The sequence below is a fragment of the Paenibacillus sp. F411 genome (genome assembly GCF_017582705.1).
Lineage (GTDB): Bacteria > Bacillota > Bacilli > Paenibacillales > Paenibacillaceae > Paenibacillus_AQ > Paenibacillus_AQ algicola.
On sequence record NZ_JAGFIP010000017.1, the window covers coordinates 19,695 to 37,300 of the forward strand.

The following is a 17,606-nucleotide window of genomic DNA, read 5'->3' on the forward strand; positions in this document are numbered from 1 at the left end:
AGGAATGAGTAAAGCCAATCCATATCCAATGAATGCAGCTGCGGGCAGCCGCACACGAAATGACAGCACCCGGCGAGAGTCGGTTTCTGAAGAGAAGCCGCAGCAGCATGCGTATGAAGTCGATGAGCATCCCTTCGAGCTCCGGCATGAGGTGAAGCGTCTGAATACCCGGCTGGATAAGGTAGCCGATACGCTGGAGCGTGCCGACTTCAAAGATATCATTGAGAATTATATGAATCCCAAGCGGAGACTGATCACGAACTTTACGGCCGGTCTTGCCCGAGGTTTAGGCTTAACCGTCGGTACTGTGGTCGTATTAAGCTTACTCGGTTATCTGCTGAGCCTGTTCGTAGACCTGCCTCTCATCGGTGATTATATTGCCCAGCTTCAAGGATATATCGATCAGGCTAGATAAGAGGACGGTCCCCCTAGGAATCTTGCGACTTGAGAGATATCCATATTTTTAAGTAAAGAGCGTGTATATAAAATAACCAGCCCAGGGTACTGCACTGGGCTGGTTATTTCTCTTTATTCGCTTTTGCCGCCCGTTTTAGCAGGTGATTTCGGTATTCATAAATTCTTTTTTCGTGATTTGACGTTCAGCAGATCTCCGGTCCAATTCTTTCGCCACATCCAGATATACAATAGTCCGGTAAATACTAAGGTCAGCACCATAACTGCGGTAAACCCCCAGCCTGCTTTGGTCATGGGTAACCGATCGAAATTCATACCCCAAATCGCCCCGACCACGGTGGCTGGTGTTAGCAGAACCGTGAAGATCGTCAGCGTCTTCATAATCTCATTGCCGCGGAACCCGGAAACCGCATCGTCAATGGATATCAGAGTTTCAATTTCCCGGTGATAATGCATAAAGAGCTGCTCCATACGCTCTACCCGGTGCAGCAGCTGCAAATAAAACCGATTGTCCTTCACCCGGTCCTCATAGCCTTCTTTCGTAGCCGCGATCAGCTCTTGAAAGGGAATGAACAGGTTATGCCAGAAGAGCAGCTCGAAGCGCAGCGACAATATCTGATCCATTAGATTCCGCGCGTTGCGCTTTCGCATAATACTTTCGACCTCTCGCAAGTGGGCTTCAAACCGATCCATCCCGGCATGAAAATAATGAAGAATCGCCCGAGCCAGAATGAACATCCCTTCAATCGGCCGCGAGCATTGCTTCATCATCGCAATTCGGTCCGGTTTCAGCATAAGCTCCCGGGTGTGCTGATCCAGATTAAAGGTTATAAAGACATCGTTATCCAGATAGAAATACAGCTGCTTGTCCTTCTGCTCCTCCGGCTTGTCTTCTTCATCCTGCTTCAAATCCTCCGCCGTTTTGTATAGTATGGAGCCCATCATCACTGGCTCCGAACCATCTGGAAAGCGCACAGACAAATAATTACGATCTTTAAAGGTAGGAGCCAGCTTGCACCACTCCTTCAGGGAGGGATAGCTCTTGATCAAAGGCTTCAGGAGATCATCCTCCCAGTCTGATACTTTAAGATCATACCATGTCCAGTCCTGTGCCAGCTCATGGACATACTGCCCATCCTGCTCCTTAATCGCTTTCATAAGTTCATTCCCTCCTTCCTATAGTCATCACCATGTTAAAAAGGGTACGCACTTCCGATGTGGAATAGCGTACCCCTTATATCATCTTCCTGACATATATGCAGAAGAGTTTGTCCATATCAGTAAGAAGAATTGGACATGATCTGCTTCAACTTCTCTGTAGCGCGTTTCTGGATACGGGATACACTCATTTGCGAAACGCCCAGCTTCTGGGCAATTGCCCGCTGTGACTGACCCTCTTGGAAGGCGAGCAGCAATACCTTCTGCTCCTGCTCCTTCAGCTGGCTGAGAGCCTGCTGCAGATCCATACGCTTCTCGACAGAGTCAAAATCATTGACATCGGAGCTAATGAGCTCACCAAGCGTCGCACCCGTTTCCTCTTGAGAGAGCGGAGAATCCAGGGATACATAGTGATAGCACTCCCGGCCGGCAAGCACCTCTACTGTTTCCTCCACCGTAAGACCCAAATGCTCGGCGATCTCATGCACATCCGGCGAACGCTCCAGCTTGACCATCAGCTCGTCGATGGCCTGCTGCACCAAGGCACCCTTCTCCTTGATCCGGCGAGGCACCTGTATGTACCAGGATTTATCTCGAAGGAAGTTCTTCATGTGGCCGATCATGCTCTTCATCGCGTAGGGCTCAAACGGAATACCCAGGCTGATATCGTATTGCTGAAGCAGCCGGATGAGCGCCATCTGACCCACCTGATACAAGTCTTCGTAGAGATCAGGTCGATTTCTGGCAATCTTGCCGGCTGCCATGCGAACCATCGGCTCATATTTTTGAATAAGGACGGTGGCAATATCGTTATCCTTGGTCTGCTGGTATTCCCAAATCAGGCCAATTGCCTCATCCTTGGACTCTGGGGGAGTCACTTTATCACTCATACCGGCTCCTCACTTCTCGCAAGTCGTTTGGTAAGAACAACCTCTGTACCCTTTCCTGCCTGGTTTTTGATGCTCACCTCGTCCATAAGCGCCTCCATAAGATAGAAGCCGAGACCGCCGATCTGAACATCGCTAAGCTCCTTATCATGAAGAGTCTCGGAGCCGCCAACCCGATTATTACTTTCGAAACTCTCCCCTTCGTCTCGAACGGTAATCGACAGGGATCCAGAGGTCACATCAAAAATAACGTCTACCATTCCGCCCTGCTGACCATAGGCATACAGCACGGAGTTGTTGCAGGCTTCTGAAACGGCTACCTTCATATCTTCAATTTCTTCATACGAGAACCCGATCTTGGAAGCTATACCGTAAAGGTTCAATCGAACAATATCTACATATTCTGCACTGGCTGGCAGATTCAACGTAATTCGTTGCGCATCAGTATTCATGCTTTTCGATCCTTTCCTATTGGGAGTTCTGCTGAGGGGCAAAAAATTTGGCAATACCCGTCATGTCAAACAGCTTCTGAATCTGCGGAGGAACTTCCTCCACCCCGAAGCTTGCTTCCATGCCATGTCGCGCTTTGAGAATGGACAGCAGAATGCCAATGCCTGTACTATCAATATATGTCATTTCCTTCATGTTCACGACTAAGTCCATTTCCGCGTTGCTGACCAGGGGCTCCATGACCAACCGAAAATCCGGTGCAACGGAAAGATCCAGCTCTCCGCTCAAAAACACCGTGCATACCTTGTCATTCATTTGCGTTCTGGCGTTAAACTTATCTTGATTCGTTGTATTCATAGACACTCTCTCCCGACATATGTTTTCTCTACTGATAACCCTTAAAACAGAGGTTTGAAACAAGCAAGCGACCAAAGTATACAATCCAATTACTGGGCAGCATCAGGTTGGGAGTACACCATGAAGTGTATTTACCGTAAAGAGCTTAAGCGTGGTAGACCCTCCAGTCATCCTCCGGGGCGTGAATCAGATCTTCGTGAGCGGCCTCATGTCCCATAAACGAATAATGCTTCAGCAAATGCCTCACACTGCTCATCTTCACAGGCTTGCTAATGTACTCATTCATTCCCGCTTCCAGACAGCGGACCTGAATCCCTTCCATGACATTCGCAGTCATCGCGACAATAATTGTGTCCTGCCCCGGGAGACCACTGCTGCGAATGAGGCGTGTCGCTTCCAGCCCGTCCATCACCGGCATCTGCAGATCCATAAATATCATGTCATATGCCTTGCGGGAAGCCAGAAACACCGCTTCTCTTCCGTTCTCCGCCATCTCCGCTGAGAAGCCGAGTTTGTCAATCATACTAACCAAAAGCTTGCGGTTAATGGGATGATCATCCACAACCAGAATGCTCGGCTCTTTATCCTTTGCTTTGAGGCGCAGGCGCTCCGGCGGCTCGTTCAACCCATCTTTATCCTCTTCATCCTCATACCGCTCTACTTCGATCGTAAAGACAAAGGCAGCGCCGTCTTCTTCACTGGACTCGACATGGATCTCGCCGCCCATCAGCTGAACGAGTGATTTGCAAATCGCGAGCCCCAGTCCCGTTCCCCCATATTTCCGGGTCATCGAAGAGTCCAGCTGAGAGAATGGCTTGAACAGGTAATCCAGCTTCTCGGCAGAAATGCCGATTCCTGTATCCCGCACTGTAAATTCCAGAGTCATCCGCTGTCCCGTGCTTTCCTTCAGCGTGGTTTCCAGATAAACTCCGCCTTGATTGGTGAATTTCACGGCGTTCGATACCAGGTTGATCAAGACCTGCCGCAGACGCCCCATATCTCCGTAAATCATCCGGGGAATGGACTGCTCCACAAAGCAGTCCAGCTCCAGCTTCTTCTTGGAGGCCTCAGCCGAGAATAAGCCGGCTACCTCTTGAACGCAGGATTTCAGCTCGAACGGATGCGCCTCCAGCTTCATTTTTCCGGATTCCATCTTCGTAAAATCAAGAATGTCATTAATAATGGACACCAGCGCATCGGCGCTGTTACGAATAATATCTGCATATTCTCTCTGCTCATCCTGCAATTCGCTTTCCATTAACAGGTCAATCATGCCGATGACTCCGTTCATGGGCGTGCGGATCTCGTGGCTCATCATGGCAAGAAACTCGGTTTTGGCCCGGGCTGCAATCTCTGCAGCATCCTTCGCCTGCACCAGCTCCTGATTTATACGCTCCAGCTCCTGCGTCTTCTGATGAAGCAGCATGGATTGGGTCTTCAGGCGCTGGTTGGACAGGTACATGTCCACGAAGCCCTCAATCTTGGATTTCAAGATTTGAGGGATGAAGGGCTTGACCATGTAGTCAATAGCGCCTGCGGAATAGCCTGCAAACAGATGCTCCGCTTCCTTGCTGTTCGCAGAAATGAATATAATCGGGATATCCTTCGTTTTATCACGTGCCTTGATCAGCCGAGCTGTTTCAATGCCGTCCATACCGGGCATCTGAACATCCAGAACAATGACAGCAAAATCATACTTCAACAGGCACCGCAGGGCTTCTTCACCTGAGGTCGCTTTGACAAGCTTATAGTGCACACTGTCGAGTACAGCTTCTAGTGCCAGCAAATTTTCAGGGCGGTCATCTACCAGCAGAATATGAATCGGTTCTTGAAACCCCATGGAATCCTCCTATAAAACTATCTATTTAATCTTTCGGTAAATTTTCTCCGACCGGTCGAGAGCCTCATATGCTTCGCTGAAGCTTGTAAAATGAATCGACTCCTTGGCTCCCAGCACCAGAATACCGAAATGACTCAAGCTCTCGTGAAACAATCCATGTACATGATCACGAAGCTCGTCGTTAAAATAAATCATTACGTTTCTGCAGAAAATAACATTGAATTCATTAAATGAGCGGTCTGTGGCCAGATTATGCTCGGCGAAAATCATGTTCTTTTTGAGAAACGGGTGGAAAATCACTGAGTTATATTTAGCTGTGTAATATTCAGAGAATGAGCGCGTGCCGCCCGCCTCCAAATAGTTCTTCGTATACTGCTTCATCTTTTTAATATCAAAGACGCCTTCTTTGGCTTGCTGCAGCGATCTGGAGTTCATGTCTGTGGCATAAATCCGCGCCTTGTCATAGAGCCCCTCTTCATGCAGCATGATCGCCATCGAGTACACTTCCTCACCGGTCGAGCAGCCTGCATGCCAGATGCGAATATAAGGGTAGGTTCTCAGCAGCGGAATCACCTTCTGGCGGAAGGTGAGAAAAGCCTGCGGATCTCTGAACATTTCCGTCACCGGAATGGAAAGGCTGAAGATCAGCCGTTCAAAGCAGTCCCGCTCGTGAAGCACCTTGTTCTGCAGCGCAGAGATCGTAGTCAGCCCTTCGGCATATACATGATGCCAAATTCTCCGCCTTAGGGAAGGCACCGCATAATTGCGAAAATCATAGCCGTAAAATTGATGGATGCCATTCAGCAGCAGCTCCATTTCAATCTGTTCCAGCTCGGTTTCATTCTTCTCTTCCATATTCAGCTTCAAGCTCAATTCCGTTAAATCATCGGATGACATACTTCGCACCGGCTTTCTTTCCTTGCAATTTTTCGATTACTACTAATCTTTACCCACATTTGAAGCCTACGAATACAGCCAGACCCGCATCAATGAAAGAAGCTGCTCGGTCTGAATCGGCTTCTTCATATAATCGGAAGCGCCGGCTTCGATACACTTCGCCCGATCCTCCTTCATCGCCTTCGCAGTCAGGGCAATGATCGGAATCTTCTCAAAGCGCGGCTTCTTGCGAAGGATTCGCATGGCCTCATAGCCGTCCATCTCCGGCATCATCATATCCATCAGGATCAGATCATAGTCCGGACCGGCTTCAAGCAGATCAATGGCTTCTCTGCCGTTCTCAGCGAAGGTAACATCCATATTGTAGCCCTCCAGCACACTGGATAAGGCAAAAATGTTGCGGATGTCATCATCGACCAGCATAATCCGCTTGCCGTCAAAGAGCTCTTCTTTATTGTGCAGCTTCTGCAAAATTTTACGCTTGTCCTCCGGCAGGTTCGCCTCTACCCGGTGCAGGAAGAGGGTCGTCTCATCCAGCAGCCGCTCCGGTGATTTTACGTCCTTGATAATAATGGACTCGGCGTATTTCCGCAGGCGTGTCTCTTCTTTGGTGTCCAGCTCTTTGCCGGTATAAATAATAATCGGCAGATCGACCAGCTTCTCATCCTCTCTGATCTTGTCCAGAAGCTCAAAGCCATCCATGTCTGTCAGCATCAAGTCCAGCACCATGCAGTCAAACCGCTGCTGCTGCAGCTTCTCCAGGGCCTCTGTCCCCGAAGCTACCGCTGTAATTGTCACATCGTCATGATCAATCAGCTCGATAATGGACAGGCGCTGAATGTCATCATCCTCGACAATAAGCAGCTGCTTCATGGTCTTCTCGGCATAAGCTTCAATGTGGGAGAAGGCCCCTTCCAGCGCTTCACGCGTGGACGGCTTCTTCAAGTAAGCGATCGCTCCCATCATGAGTCCTTGCTTCACTTCATCAATGACGGAGATCACATGCACCGGAATATGACGGGTTGCGGCCGAGCCCTTCAATTCGCCGAGCACCGACCAGCCGTCCATCACCGGCAGCTGAATATCGAGAATAATCGCATCCGGCTGGTAAGACTGAGCCATCTTCAAGCCAATATCCCCCTGCAGGGCAACCAAAGCCTTAAACCCGCGTCCTCTCGCCATATCGACGAGAATCCTTGCAAACTTGACATCATCCTCCACAATCAGCAGCACTTTATCAGTAGGGCCAATCTGGTCCCGATCGTCCTCAACATTCTCAATGATGCTGCTTGGCCGTACCGCGGAAGGCATCGTATTCCTCGAACGCTCCTCGATCAGCATATCGGATCTCGAAGACTCTTCTGCTGCAGGCGCAGCCTCTTCCTCCGCGGCTGACAGAGCAGTCTGTTCTGGAAGGTAAAGCGTGAAGGTGCTTCCCTCACCTTCCTTGGACTGCACGCCGATGGCGCCGCCCAGAAGCTTAGCCAGCTCGCGGCTGATGGACAGCCCCAGACCCGTTCCCCCATACTTGCGGCTGGTCGTGCCATCTACCTGCTGGAACGCTTCAAAGATGAGTCCTGTCTTATCCTCCGGAATGCCAATTCCTGTATCCTTAACCGAGAAGGCAATGTATTTGGATTTCCGATCCAGGAGAATAGGCAGCTGCTCCGGCTCTGCCGGAGTAATATGGACTTCGATAGATCCCCGGCTCGTAAATTTGAACGCATTGGACAGCAAATTCCGCAAAATCTGCTTCACCCGATGGCTGTCTGTAATGAGGCTATCCGGCACTTCCTGGGATTGTTCGACCAGAAGCGTGACATTTTTCTTGGAAGCCACAGCATCAAAGTTCTGATGAACGAAGGCTTCAATCTCCTTCATATGAACGGGCTCCCGGTTGATCTCCATCTTGCCGGCATCCACCTTGGACAAATCCAGAATCTCATCAATCATCTTCAGCAGATCCGAGCCTGACATATAAATCGTCTGCGCATATTCAATCTGCTTGGTGGAGAGGTTGCCATCCTTGTTCTCGGTCAACAGCTGCGAAAGAATAAGCAGGCTGTTCAGCGGGGTACGGAGCTCATGCGACATATTCGCCAAAAATTCCGATTTGTACTTGCTTGTCAAGGATAGCTGCTCTGCCTGCTTCTCCAGCTGGCCGCGAGCTTTCTCGATTTCATCGTTCTTCTCCTCGACCTCCTGCACCTGCTCTTCCAGGGCCCGGGTCTTGGCCATCAGCTCGGTATTAAAATGCTCCAGCTCCTCCTGCTGACGCTGCAGCAATTCTTCAGATCGCTTCAGAGCTTTCGTCTGTTCCTCCAGGTTCTCATTGGAGCGGCGCAGCTCTTCCTGCTGGGTTTGCAGCTCCTCGGACTGGCTTTGCAGCTCCTCGGTCATCGCCTGGGATTCCCGCAGCAGCTCTTCAACACGCAGACGGCCTGTAATGTTGTTCAGGATAATGCCGAGCGACTGCGTCAGCTGCTGCAGCAGCTGCTTCTGCAGCGGTGTGAAGGAATCAAACGAAGCAATCTCCACAACGCCAAGCACTTCATTCTCGAACATTACCGGATAGACCAGCATAGATGCCGGCTGGGACGAGCCCCATCCGGATTTTACGGACAGATAGTTGTCTGGCAGGACGTTCAGCGTAATTGGCTTCTTGTCCAGCGCTGCCTGGCCGACAAGCCCTTCGCCTACCTTGAAGTCCACCTCCGGATTTCCTTCAGCGTCCATTGCATAAGAGCCCTTAAGCTCCAGCAGGTTCGGACTGGTATCCACCTGCCGCACATAGAGTGCCCCGTAATGGGCCCCCAGCACCGGTGTAAACTCGCTCACAAACCGTTGACCGACCTCGGACAGAGAATGAACCCCTTCCAGCAGCTCTGTAATTCTGGCCATGTTGGAGTTGATCCAGGACTGGTCGTTCTGAGCCTGCTGATAGGTCTGCTCCAGCTTCTGCTTCTCTTCAATATCCTCGGCCATTTCTTTAAACACCTGCGCCACATCGCCAATCTCGTCCTTTGTGGTCACCTCAATGCTTCTAATCTCATGGAGCTTGCCGTCGCCAAAGCTCTTCAGCATCAACGAAACCGTATTTATTCCCCTCGTAATGCTCGGTACGGCCCACAGCATGACACCGAGGCCAATCAATATTCCGGCCACAAGGATGAAGGTCGTTGTCTGAAGCGAGCGCTCGTAAGCAGCCTTCGCCCCTGCGATGTCTTCATCAATCTTGTTATCCTCATAGTTCGCCAGCGCATTCAAAGTGCGAAGCATATTCTCCTGCACATCCTGACCGGTGCTGATCCGGTAATTGTTCGCTTCCTCTGCATTTCCCTCAGCCAGCAGCTCCAGCGTCCGGTTCTGATAAGCTAAATACGCCGTAGCAGCCTCCTCAATCTCACTGAGAAGCTGCATTTCCTCTGCTGTATTGAGCGTTTCTTTCATCGATGTATAGTAGCCTGCTGCTGTTTCGGTCATCCGCTCCAGCTCGGCAATCCGCTCTGCCGTAGAAGCGGTGTCCTCGGACAGCATCAGATTCGTCAGGGCGCGGGCCATATTATTGACCTCGCCCCGCATGGAGCTGGAATCGCGCACCTTCTGGTATCGTTCACTATAAATAGCATCCATCTGCTCATTCATAAAGCTCAGCCGATCAAACATAATGACCGACAGCACAAGCATGATGGCAAGCAGCGATGTAAAGCCAATGACCAGCTTACTTTTAATCTTCATTCACGCTCTTCCTCTCCCTGTTTTAGAGAAACCCAGACCAAGCACTTGTCATCCTCACGCTCCACAGCTGCGCTGTCATTAAAGAACAGCTCCTTCATTTCCGTCTCACGCCAGCTGTGGCTTCCCCCGAGGTGTGTCTTCAAATATTCCAGCTGCTGCTCATGACTGCCCTCAACAACCTCCATCAGGCCGTCCGTGTACATCGCCAGATGAGCATTGCCTTCATAATGAAAGCTTCTTGGCTCCATATCCTGAATCCGGTCAAACAGACCGACAGGACAGCAGCCCTGATCCAGGGTCTGAACCGTGCCATCCTCACCAAAAAAGAGAGCTGGAGGATGACCGGCATTAACATAGTCCACCCGCTTCATTCGAGTGTCTACAACCATATAAATAGCCGTAAAATAATATTGGATCAGCTGATTCTCAATATGCAGCTGGTTAAAGCGGCGGTTCAATTCCTGAATAACCTTCTCCGGCTCGACATAGGTCGTCACCGTATCCCGAAGCACGGAAGCGATAAACATACAGAACAGAGATGACGAGATGCCATGTCCCATCATATCCAGCAGCACAATGCCATACCGACCGTCACCGAGCGAATACCATGCATACAGATCACCAGCCAGCTCGGCGGAAGGCTGATACAGTGCATGCACCTCAAACAGCTGATCCTCAATCGGCAGACTGAGCACTGCATTCTGGACCATAGAGGCGAGCTTCAATTCATCCTGAATCCGCTGCTCCCGCTCCTTATGCCAGTCCTTCTCATGCTTCAGGCGAAGCGCCAGACGGATTCGCGCCATCAGCTCTACCTTATTGATCGGCTTGGTCACGTAATCGCCTGCTCCGGCGTCAAGCGCCTCGGCCAGCTTCTTGGAATCGCCAACCGCAGTCACCATAATAATCGGGATGTCTCTCAGATGCTCATATTGCTGTACGATCCGGCAAGCCTCAATGCCATCCATTTCCGGCATCATCATATCAAGCAGAATCAGATCAATGTCACTTTTCTTGGGACGAAGGTCCGCCTTGCGGTCTCCAATTCCGAGAATTTCAAGCATATCTATAGCAGAAGATGCCGTCACTAAATCGCGGTACTGCTCTTTTTTCAAAATTTCCCGGATAATAATGACGTTGGTTGGATTGTCGTCTACGATTAATATTCTCATATCCCTCTCCTTAACGTGACTTCATACGCAGAAAATCTTCCATCCAGTATACTATAAACGGTGCAGTCGTTGGACACGAAAAAAAGACTTCCAATGCATGGTATATTCAAAACATAGATAAGGAATGAGACAGAATTGTCCCATTCCTTATCTATGTTTAATATCTATGCAGCGTGCTTTACCTTACTCATCCTTCTTGGCGATGACAAGCACTTTGCCTTGATCAAGCTGTTTCTCATAAAAGTCAGCCTCTGCTTCTGTAAAGCCGAGGGATTGAATCTTGGCTCTCAGCTCGTCGCCACGGGAGCGAAACAGATTCGCTATCGTATCGAACGCGCCTTCCTCCTTCATGCCGACCTCGCTGGCGTCGGAAGCTGATGCAATCCGCTCCGTCCGGTCCGAGTCATGAGCCAGAACGAAAATATGCTCCTGTGTATAGCCGCTGCTATGCAGGCTCTGGACTTCCTGTACGGCCTGAGTGCCATTGTCGGTTACTTTAGCATATGCTTTCTGATTGGTTGATTCCATCATAATAACCTCCTAGATTCACTGCAGATTTAGAAAATACATAAGTCCCGAAATGTATTAACCAATTTATTTGCGGTTGAAACACCTTATTGACGATAATCGACAAATAAATCGACAGCATGCAATTCTCCAGTATCCATGTCCATAAAAATCTTCAGCGCTTCGTATTCCCATACATATGAAACGCCGTCTTCACCTCGGAAATACGGTTCTCCCAATGAAGAGAGCAGGGCATCAGTCGTCATTGCAATGTCTTGGCCATTCACCTGAACCGTGGAAGCGGATGGATGCACCCGAACATAGTCTGTCAGATCCTCATAAAAGCCAATCGTCATATCCGGATAATGATACTCCGTAGACCCCAGCAGAGGCTCCTTCGTGACCTTTAGCGGTTCTCCCAGCTTATCCATAACATCGCCTGTGCGGTCCGTAAGCGAAATGCCGTTTAAGGTTACCGCCTCTGGCTCAGCAGGCGCTTGCTCCGGCATAGTGTTCAGCTTTAACTCGGCATGCACGACAGGTGATGTCATTGTCGAAGCGGTCATCGGCGTCAGCCCCGCTTCACCGCTTATGGGTGACAGCATTCCCAGCAGCAACAGCACGACATTTAACATGATTCCCTCACCCCTTTGTATTTCCCTGCGAGACGTCAGGCGTCAAGCGCAGTCGATCTTGATGTTAACGGGCTTTCTGGCGGCGGAATTTGTTCCAGATTCCTGCAGCAGCATCCACATAGTTCAGCCATTTGCTTACATTAGAAGTGGAGCCTGATGAAGAGTCACTGTATACAGCGTTGTAAGACTGAACCGTACGCTCAGATGGCGTCACTGCGGAAGAAGAAGGCTGCGGCAGCGAGCCGCTTTTACTCTTGTTCTCTCTCGATTGTCTGAATTTGCTGACAACGCCGGCAGAAACCTCTTTAACTGCGTAAGTTACCTCGCTCAGCGCTTCGCCCAGATTTTTCACCGTGTTCATGACTGGATCAATCTGTTTCATCTTATGCTGAACATCGACCGTAATATCATTGGTGTTACGAATGGTTTGCTTCACCTCATAGCTCAGCTCATCAATGGTCTTTTGCACTTCCTGCAGCGTTTGCGTCACCTTGTCCAGGGACACCGTCGCAGCTTTCAGTGTTTTGATCAGGAAGAATACTAGGACTGCAAAGGCTACCGCAATAACCGCGATACTAATTTGAGTTAACATGGCACAACCTCACTTTACATTTTTGTTTGTTGGTTAGTTCATAGTTACCCTCTGCCCGAGGTGCCGAAACAATAAAAACCCCGTACCCCACAGCTGGAACAGGCTTTGATTCAAGGTATTTTCACCCGGTTATAGTTATCTACAAGACACGCCGACAAGGTGACATGAAGCTTCAAGTCTTACGCTCATAACTATATAAAAGAAAGCAAGGTGAGTCAGATGCTCAAATGGTCTGTAATCCTGCTGCTAGTCGCAATTGCTGCGGGTGTACTGGGATTCCTCGGTCTCGTGGTAGAAGCGGTAGCCAGCATTGCCAAGGTCATTTTCTTCTTATTCCTGATCCTGTTTGTCGTTTCCCTGATCTTCGGGCGCAAAAGGTCCAGGTAAAGCCGCAGCAGCGTATTTATCCAGCATATGCCGCCATAATCTTATACGGTACAAAAGCCAAAAAGCTGCTTTCTTGTCTCTTATGGACAAGAAAGCAGCTTTTTGGCGTGCTCCAGGAGGAGCTATTAGCGGCTAGAACCAGGAAGGCAATGAAAGCCAATCAATTTTGAACACCAGGCTCACGCCGTCACCTGTCAGCTCAATATCGCGAACGGTAAGCACTTCCGGCAAATAATCCTTGAGGTTCACGATCATAGGCTCCAGCTGGAACAAGGCGCCAGGTACCTCTGCACCCCGGATGCGGGTAGCCTGATGCTCCAGGAGCAGCCGGCTCCCGCTGGTCTTTATTGTGAAATCCAGCTGCGCGCCGAAAGGCACCCACCCCCATTTCCCATTCACATCCGCCCGCATGCTGCTGCCCTCCATCGTGAACCTCGCACCGGTAATATCGACGCCGGGATCCTGCTTGTCCAGATATTTGACCAGATTCTTCTTGCTGAGCTGGCCAATCTCATCGGCGCTTAACGTTAAACGAGGCTCTCTGGTCTCTGCCATCTGCAGCAGCCTGTCTTTGAAATCCACCGTACGGTAGCCCATATCCAGCCGCTCGGTGGGTGAAATCCACCACAGCGCCCCCGCCAACAGAGCCACAATGACGATAAGAAACAGAAACAAAAATTTCCCGACTCTTCTTTTTCGGCGTGCCATTGCGGATTCCCTCCTCCTAACCATGCTCTCAACAGGACAGGTTTCCACTCTATTGTAAGCCTGGACACAAAAAATAACCAGATTTATGGTTCATTTTACCTGCAAGCAGGTTATTACCATATTGTCGTTAACTAATTTACCGATCTCGAGGAGGAGTCAATCATGAAAAAAACTGTGAGTTTTACTGCCGCTTTGGGCCTGGCCCTGTCGCTGACTGCTGGAGCTTCTGCCGCTCCGATCCAAGGCTATACGGAAACGGTTACACCGGCGAGCACGTCCGGCACGGTAACTACCGCTGAAGAAACGTCCATGGAATCAAGCATGACCCTGGCCAATGAGCCAATCATTGAAGCAGATGAAGTGGTTATGAATCCGACAGAGATTATTAATCTCATGAAGCGTACGTATTTCTACGACATGCCGAACGGCAAGGTCATCGGTGCCCTGGCTCCTCAAATGGTAGATACGACCGGCAACGAGCGCCAAATGCTGTGGACGGGTGAGTGGGTAGAGATTTACACTTGGCTCGGCAAAGCATGGATTCATATGGAAAAAATGTAATTTGATATAGAACAGGAAAGGATCGGGCGGTCGCTGCGATCCTTTTTTTGTTGCCTTCTGCAGGCTAAGGGCTGTTACGGCCTATCAGGCATCATTCCTGCTCCACGGCTTCTTCCTTCGGCTCTACATGCACATGAATGTGCATAATATTATGCTTTCGAATCATCCGCTCCTCAATCGAGTCGCTGATCTCATGACCTTCAATCACCGTCAGCTGCGGGTCCACCTCAATAACCACATCAATGAGAACATGGTTGCCATGGATGCGCGCCTTCATATCGCGGATGCCTTCCACCCCGGGTGTCCGCTCAATCGTGCTGCGGAAATCCGTTAAACGCGTCTCATCAAAGCCGTCTGTCAGGCTGTGCGTGCTGTCCTTGAAAATTTCCCAGGCCGTCCTGCAAATAATAAGACCTACCGCGAAGGCGGCTGCCGTATCCATCCAGGGCAGTCCAAGCTGGGCACCGAGGATGCCGACTGCCGCTCCAATACTGACTAAGGCATCCGACAAATTGTCCTTGGCCGCCGCCATGAGAGCCTGGCTGTTAATCTCCCGGGATAACCGCTTGTTGTAGCGGTACACGCCCAGCATGGCTACAGCGGCTACGCCGGCTACCGCCGCCGCCCATAGATCCGGTGCCTCCTTGGCTCCGGCAAACAGGCTTCGTACCGCCTCCACCAGCACCTGAATACCGACGATCGCCATAATAAAGGAAGCAACCAGTGCAGCCACCGTCTCTGCCCGGAAATGACCATAGGCATGATCTTCATCCGGCGGCTTGCGGGAGATCCGCAGACCGATCAGAACCGCGGTCGAAGCCATAATATCAGTCAAGTTGTTAATTCCGTCGGCCGTCAGGGCGCTGGAAGCAAACCAGTAGCCGCTGGCCAGCTTGAATGCCGACAGGACCAAATAGGCTGTAATGCTGACCCATGCGCCGCGTTCCCCTTTTTTAATATCCTCATATGCATTCACAGTTCGATTTCGCTCCTTCGATCTTTCTCTCCCCCGTGGGAAAACCTGGTTCGTAATGTGACAGATACCATCCTAGCAAAGACTCCTGTTGTGGGTCTAGAGAAACGTTGTAGGGTACACGAAACCTTGTAAGGCGGGTCAAACCTTGTAGCCATATCGAAAATATGTTGTCTTGATTCACAATGTCTCCAGCCAAGCCTTTCCAGATGCCGCCAATACATTTATTGTTACCCTTGCTCCGAGATTTAAAAACGAATAAAATGAGGACAAATAGACATTGAGGGGGAGTCCTCCATGACCGAATCGAACGGTCCGAAGAAGATCAGCCTGGCCGATGCCATCCGCCAGAAGCTGGAGCAGAAGAAGCAGGGCGGCTCCGGCAAAGCCGGCGGCTTTCAGCAGGATAACGTCCAGAAGATGAAAAGCCAGAACAACAAAAAGCCGAACAATCAACGCCGCCGCACCGGGGGCTCCTAGAATCCAAAAAAATCTGGCCGCAGACGGGACATCCCCTCTGCGGCCAGATTGCGTTTACGCTATATCTACACTTCCACCGGATACATGCTCTGGCGCAGTGCTTTGATTTCTTCGCTCTCGAGATATTCATCGTAGCTCATGACGCGGTCAATGATGCCGTTCGGCGTAATCTCAATGATGCGGTTCGCGATGGTTTGAATGAACTGATGGTCATGGGAGGTGAACAGAATCGTGCCGTCAAAATCAATCAAGCCATTGTTGAGCGCCGTGATGGATTCCAGATCCAAGTGGTTCGTCGGCTCGTCAAAGATCAGCACGTTGGCTCCGTTCAGCATCATCTTCGCCAGCATACAGCGAACCTTCTCGCCCCCGGACAGTACACTCGCCTTCTTGAGTGCTTCCTCACCAGAGAACAGCATGCGGCCCAGGAAGCCGCGCAGGAAGGTTTCATCCTGATCCTTGGAGTACTGTCTCAGCCACTCTACCAGGTTCAGGTCCACTCCGTCGAAATACGCCGAGTTATCCTTCGGGAAATACGCCTGGGTTGTCGTGACACCCCAGCTGTACTCTCCAGCTTCTGCCTCTGTCTCGCCCATTATCGTCTGGAACAATGTCGTCTTCGGCAGACTGTTCGGTCCGACAAAAGCAATCTTGTCGCCCTTATTCACCACGAAGCTGACGTTATCCAGCACCTTCTCGCCTTCCATGCTGATGCTCAGGCCATCCACCGTAAGCAGCTGCTTGCCGGCTTCGCGCTCCGGCTTGAAGTTCAGGAATGGATATTTCCGGTTGGACGGACGGAGGTCATCCAGCGTAATCTTATCCAGCTGCTTCTTCCGGGACGTTGCCTGCTTGGACTTGGAGGCATTCGCGGAGAAGCGCTGAATAAACGCTTGAAGCTCCTTGATCTTCTCTTCCTTCTTCTTGTTGGATTCGCGCTGCAGCTGAAGTGCCAGCTGGCTCGACTCGTACCAGAAGTCGTAGTTGCCGACGTACATCTGGATTTTGCCGAAGTCGATATCCGCAATATGGGTACATACCTTGTTCAAGAAGTGACGATCGTGAGAAACCACGATGACGGTGCCTTCATAATCCATCAGGAAGTTCTCAAGCCATTGAATGGATTCCAGATCCAAATGGTTCGTGGGCTCATCCAGCAGCAGGTTGTGCGGACGTCCGAACAGGGCCTGCGCCAGCAGGACGCGGACCTTCTCATTGCCGCTGAGCTCAGACATATTCTTGTCATGCAGCTCGCGCTCAATACCGAGACCAATCAGGAGTGCTGCTGCATCCGGCTCGGCATCCCAGCCGTTCAGCTCCGCGAACTCGCCTTCCAGCTCTCCGGCGCGCATGCCGTCTTCCTCGGAGAAGTCAGCCTTAGCATACAGAGCGTCCTTTTCCTTCATAATATGGTACAGCCGCGCATGGCCCATAATGACCGTCTCCAGCACACGGTACTGGTCGTATTCGTAATGGTTCTGCTTCAGAACCGCCATCCGTTCATTCGGCGTCATGTGAACCTCGCCCTGGTTGGCCTCGATCTCCCCGGAAAGAATCTTCAGGAACGTCGATTTACCGGCACCGTTGGCCCCGATCAGGCCGTAGCAGTTCCCCGGCGTGAACTTTATATTTACATCTTCAAAGAGTGCTCTTTTGCCATAGCGGAGCGTGACGCCGCTTGTACTGATCATTAAGCATTACCATCCTTTATTCAACTATAGGGTTTTCGCACATTATAGCATAAGAACTCGCTGTACACGAAGCTTTTGATCAAGAAAGCGGGTCAGCCCCAGAAAAAAAGCCCTGTTCCGAAGATTTCACAGGGTGTCCCCCGTTTCTCGAAAAAGAGC

18 protein-coding genes are annotated in these 17,606 nt (G+C 50.6%); 4 read left to right on the top strand and 14 right to left on the bottom strand.

Going from position 1 to position 17,606, the window contains the following annotated elements; all coding sequences use genetic code 11:
- Window positions 1-4 precede the first annotated feature (4 nt).
- Window positions 5-415 (top strand): DUF5665 domain-containing protein, encoded by a 411-nt coding sequence (locus tag JJQ72_RS16260; RefSeq protein ID WP_175415348.1) that lies wholly within the window; start codon window positions 5-7, stop codon window positions 413-415.
- A 155-nt stretch (window positions 416-570) separates the two neighbouring features.
- On the opposite strand, the gene JJQ72_RS16265 is transcribed toward JJQ72_RS16260, so the two are convergent.
- The 11 genes from JJQ72_RS16265 to JJQ72_RS16315 form a co-directional block, all read right to left on the bottom strand.
- Window positions 571-1,572 carry a magnesium transporter CorA family protein gene (locus JJQ72_RS16265; RefSeq protein ID WP_208204323.1) on the bottom strand — a complete coding sequence of 334 codons (1,002 nt, stop codon included), beginning with the start codon at window positions 1,570-1,572 and terminating at the stop codon, window positions 571-573.
- A gap of 119 nt (window positions 1,573-1,691) precedes the next feature.
- The gene (locus JJQ72_RS16270; RefSeq protein ID WP_138226989.1) at window positions 1,692-2,462 is read right to left on the bottom strand and encodes a sigma-70 family RNA polymerase sigma factor; all 771 of its coding nucleotides are present in this window, start codon (window positions 2,460-2,462) and stop codon (window positions 1,692-1,694) included.
- Window positions 2,459-2,911, bottom strand: coding sequence for an anti-sigma B factor RsbW (rsbW, locus tag JJQ72_RS16275; protein WP_138226990.1), 453 nt, complete (start codon window positions 2,909-2,911; stop codon window positions 2,459-2,461). The genes JJQ72_RS16270 and rsbW overlap by 4 nt, the downstream gene beginning before the upstream one ends.
- Window positions 2,912-2,927: 16 nt before the next feature.
- Complete coding sequence (locus JJQ72_RS16280) at window positions 2,928-3,266, bottom strand: STAS domain-containing protein (RefSeq protein ID WP_138226991.1); 339 nt, start codon at window positions 3,264-3,266, stop codon at window positions 2,928-2,930.
- Between the two features lie 145 nt (window positions 3,267-3,411).
- Window positions 3,412-5,106 (bottom strand): response regulator, encoded by a 1,695-nt coding sequence (locus tag JJQ72_RS16285; protein ID WP_208204324.1) that lies wholly within the window; start codon window positions 5,104-5,106, stop codon window positions 3,412-3,414.
- Window positions 5,107-5,127: 21 nt separating this feature from the next.
- Window positions 5,128-6,003, bottom strand: coding sequence for a CheR family methyltransferase (locus JJQ72_RS16290; RefSeq protein WP_208204325.1), 876 nt, complete (start codon window positions 6,001-6,003; stop codon window positions 5,128-5,130).
- A 66-nt stretch (window positions 6,004-6,069) separates the two neighbouring features.
- The gene (locus tag JJQ72_RS16295; protein WP_208204326.1) at window positions 6,070-9,741 is read right to left on the bottom strand and encodes a response regulator; all 3,672 of its coding nucleotides are present in this window, start codon (window positions 9,739-9,741) and stop codon (window positions 6,070-6,072) included.
- The gene (locus JJQ72_RS16300; RefSeq protein WP_138226995.1) at window positions 9,738-10,913 is read right to left on the bottom strand and encodes a PP2C family protein-serine/threonine phosphatase; all 1,176 of its coding nucleotides are present in this window, start codon (window positions 10,911-10,913) and stop codon (window positions 9,738-9,740) included. The genes JJQ72_RS16295 and JJQ72_RS16300 overlap by 4 nt, the downstream gene beginning before the upstream one ends.
- A gap of 183 nt (window positions 10,914-11,096) precedes the next feature.
- Complete coding sequence (locus JJQ72_RS16305) at window positions 11,097-11,441, bottom strand: YflT domain-containing protein (RefSeq protein ID WP_208204363.1); 345 nt, start codon at window positions 11,439-11,441, stop codon at window positions 11,097-11,099.
- 86 nt (window positions 11,442-11,527) lie between these two features.
- Window positions 11,528-12,055 (bottom strand): hypothetical protein, encoded by a 528-nt coding sequence (locus JJQ72_RS16310; protein ID WP_138226996.1) that lies wholly within the window; start codon window positions 12,053-12,055, stop codon window positions 11,528-11,530.
- 64 nt (window positions 12,056-12,119) lie between these two features.
- Window positions 12,120-12,647, bottom strand: coding sequence for a DUF948 domain-containing protein (locus JJQ72_RS16315; RefSeq protein WP_138226997.1), 528 nt, complete (start codon window positions 12,645-12,647; stop codon window positions 12,120-12,122).
- A gap of 219 nt (window positions 12,648-12,866) precedes the next feature.
- Here JJQ72_RS16315 and JJQ72_RS16320 point away from each other — a divergent pair, with 219 nt between their 5' ends.
- Entirely contained in the window at window positions 12,867-13,034 is a 168-nt protein-coding gene (locus JJQ72_RS16320; RefSeq protein ID WP_138226998.1) for a DUF1328 domain-containing protein, read from the top strand.
- 132 nt (window positions 13,035-13,166) lie between these two features.
- On the opposite strand, the gene JJQ72_RS16325 is transcribed toward JJQ72_RS16320, so the two are convergent.
- Window positions 13,167-13,742 carry a hypothetical protein gene (locus tag JJQ72_RS16325; RefSeq protein ID WP_208204327.1) on the bottom strand — a complete coding sequence of 192 codons (576 nt, stop codon included), beginning with the start codon at window positions 13,740-13,742 and terminating at the stop codon, window positions 13,167-13,169.
- A 162-nt stretch (window positions 13,743-13,904) separates the two neighbouring features.
- On the opposite strand from JJQ72_RS16325, the gene JJQ72_RS16330 reads away from it, so the two are divergent.
- Window positions 13,905-14,303 carry a hypothetical protein gene (locus JJQ72_RS16330; protein WP_138227000.1) on the top strand — a complete coding sequence of 133 codons (399 nt, stop codon included), beginning with the start codon at window positions 13,905-13,907 and terminating at the stop codon, window positions 14,301-14,303.
- A 91-nt stretch (window positions 14,304-14,394) separates the two neighbouring features.
- On the opposite strand, the gene JJQ72_RS16335 is transcribed toward JJQ72_RS16330, so the two are convergent.
- Entirely contained in the window at window positions 14,395-15,279 is an 885-nt protein-coding gene (locus JJQ72_RS16335; RefSeq protein WP_138227001.1) for a cation diffusion facilitator family transporter, read from the bottom strand.
- 294 nt (window positions 15,280-15,573) lie between these two features.
- Here JJQ72_RS16335 and JJQ72_RS16340 point away from each other — a divergent pair, with 294 nt between their 5' ends.
- Window positions 15,574-15,756, top strand: coding sequence for a hypothetical protein (locus JJQ72_RS16340; protein WP_138227002.1), 183 nt, complete (start codon window positions 15,574-15,576; stop codon window positions 15,754-15,756).
- A 65-nt stretch (window positions 15,757-15,821) separates the two neighbouring features.
- Here JJQ72_RS16340 and JJQ72_RS16345 read toward each other — a convergent pair whose 3' ends face one another.
- Window positions 15,822-17,447 (bottom strand): ABC-F family ATP-binding cassette domain-containing protein, encoded by a 1,626-nt coding sequence (locus JJQ72_RS16345; protein ID WP_138227003.1) that lies wholly within the window; start codon window positions 17,445-17,447, stop codon window positions 15,822-15,824.
- Between the last annotated feature and the right edge of the window lie 159 nt (window positions 17,448-17,606).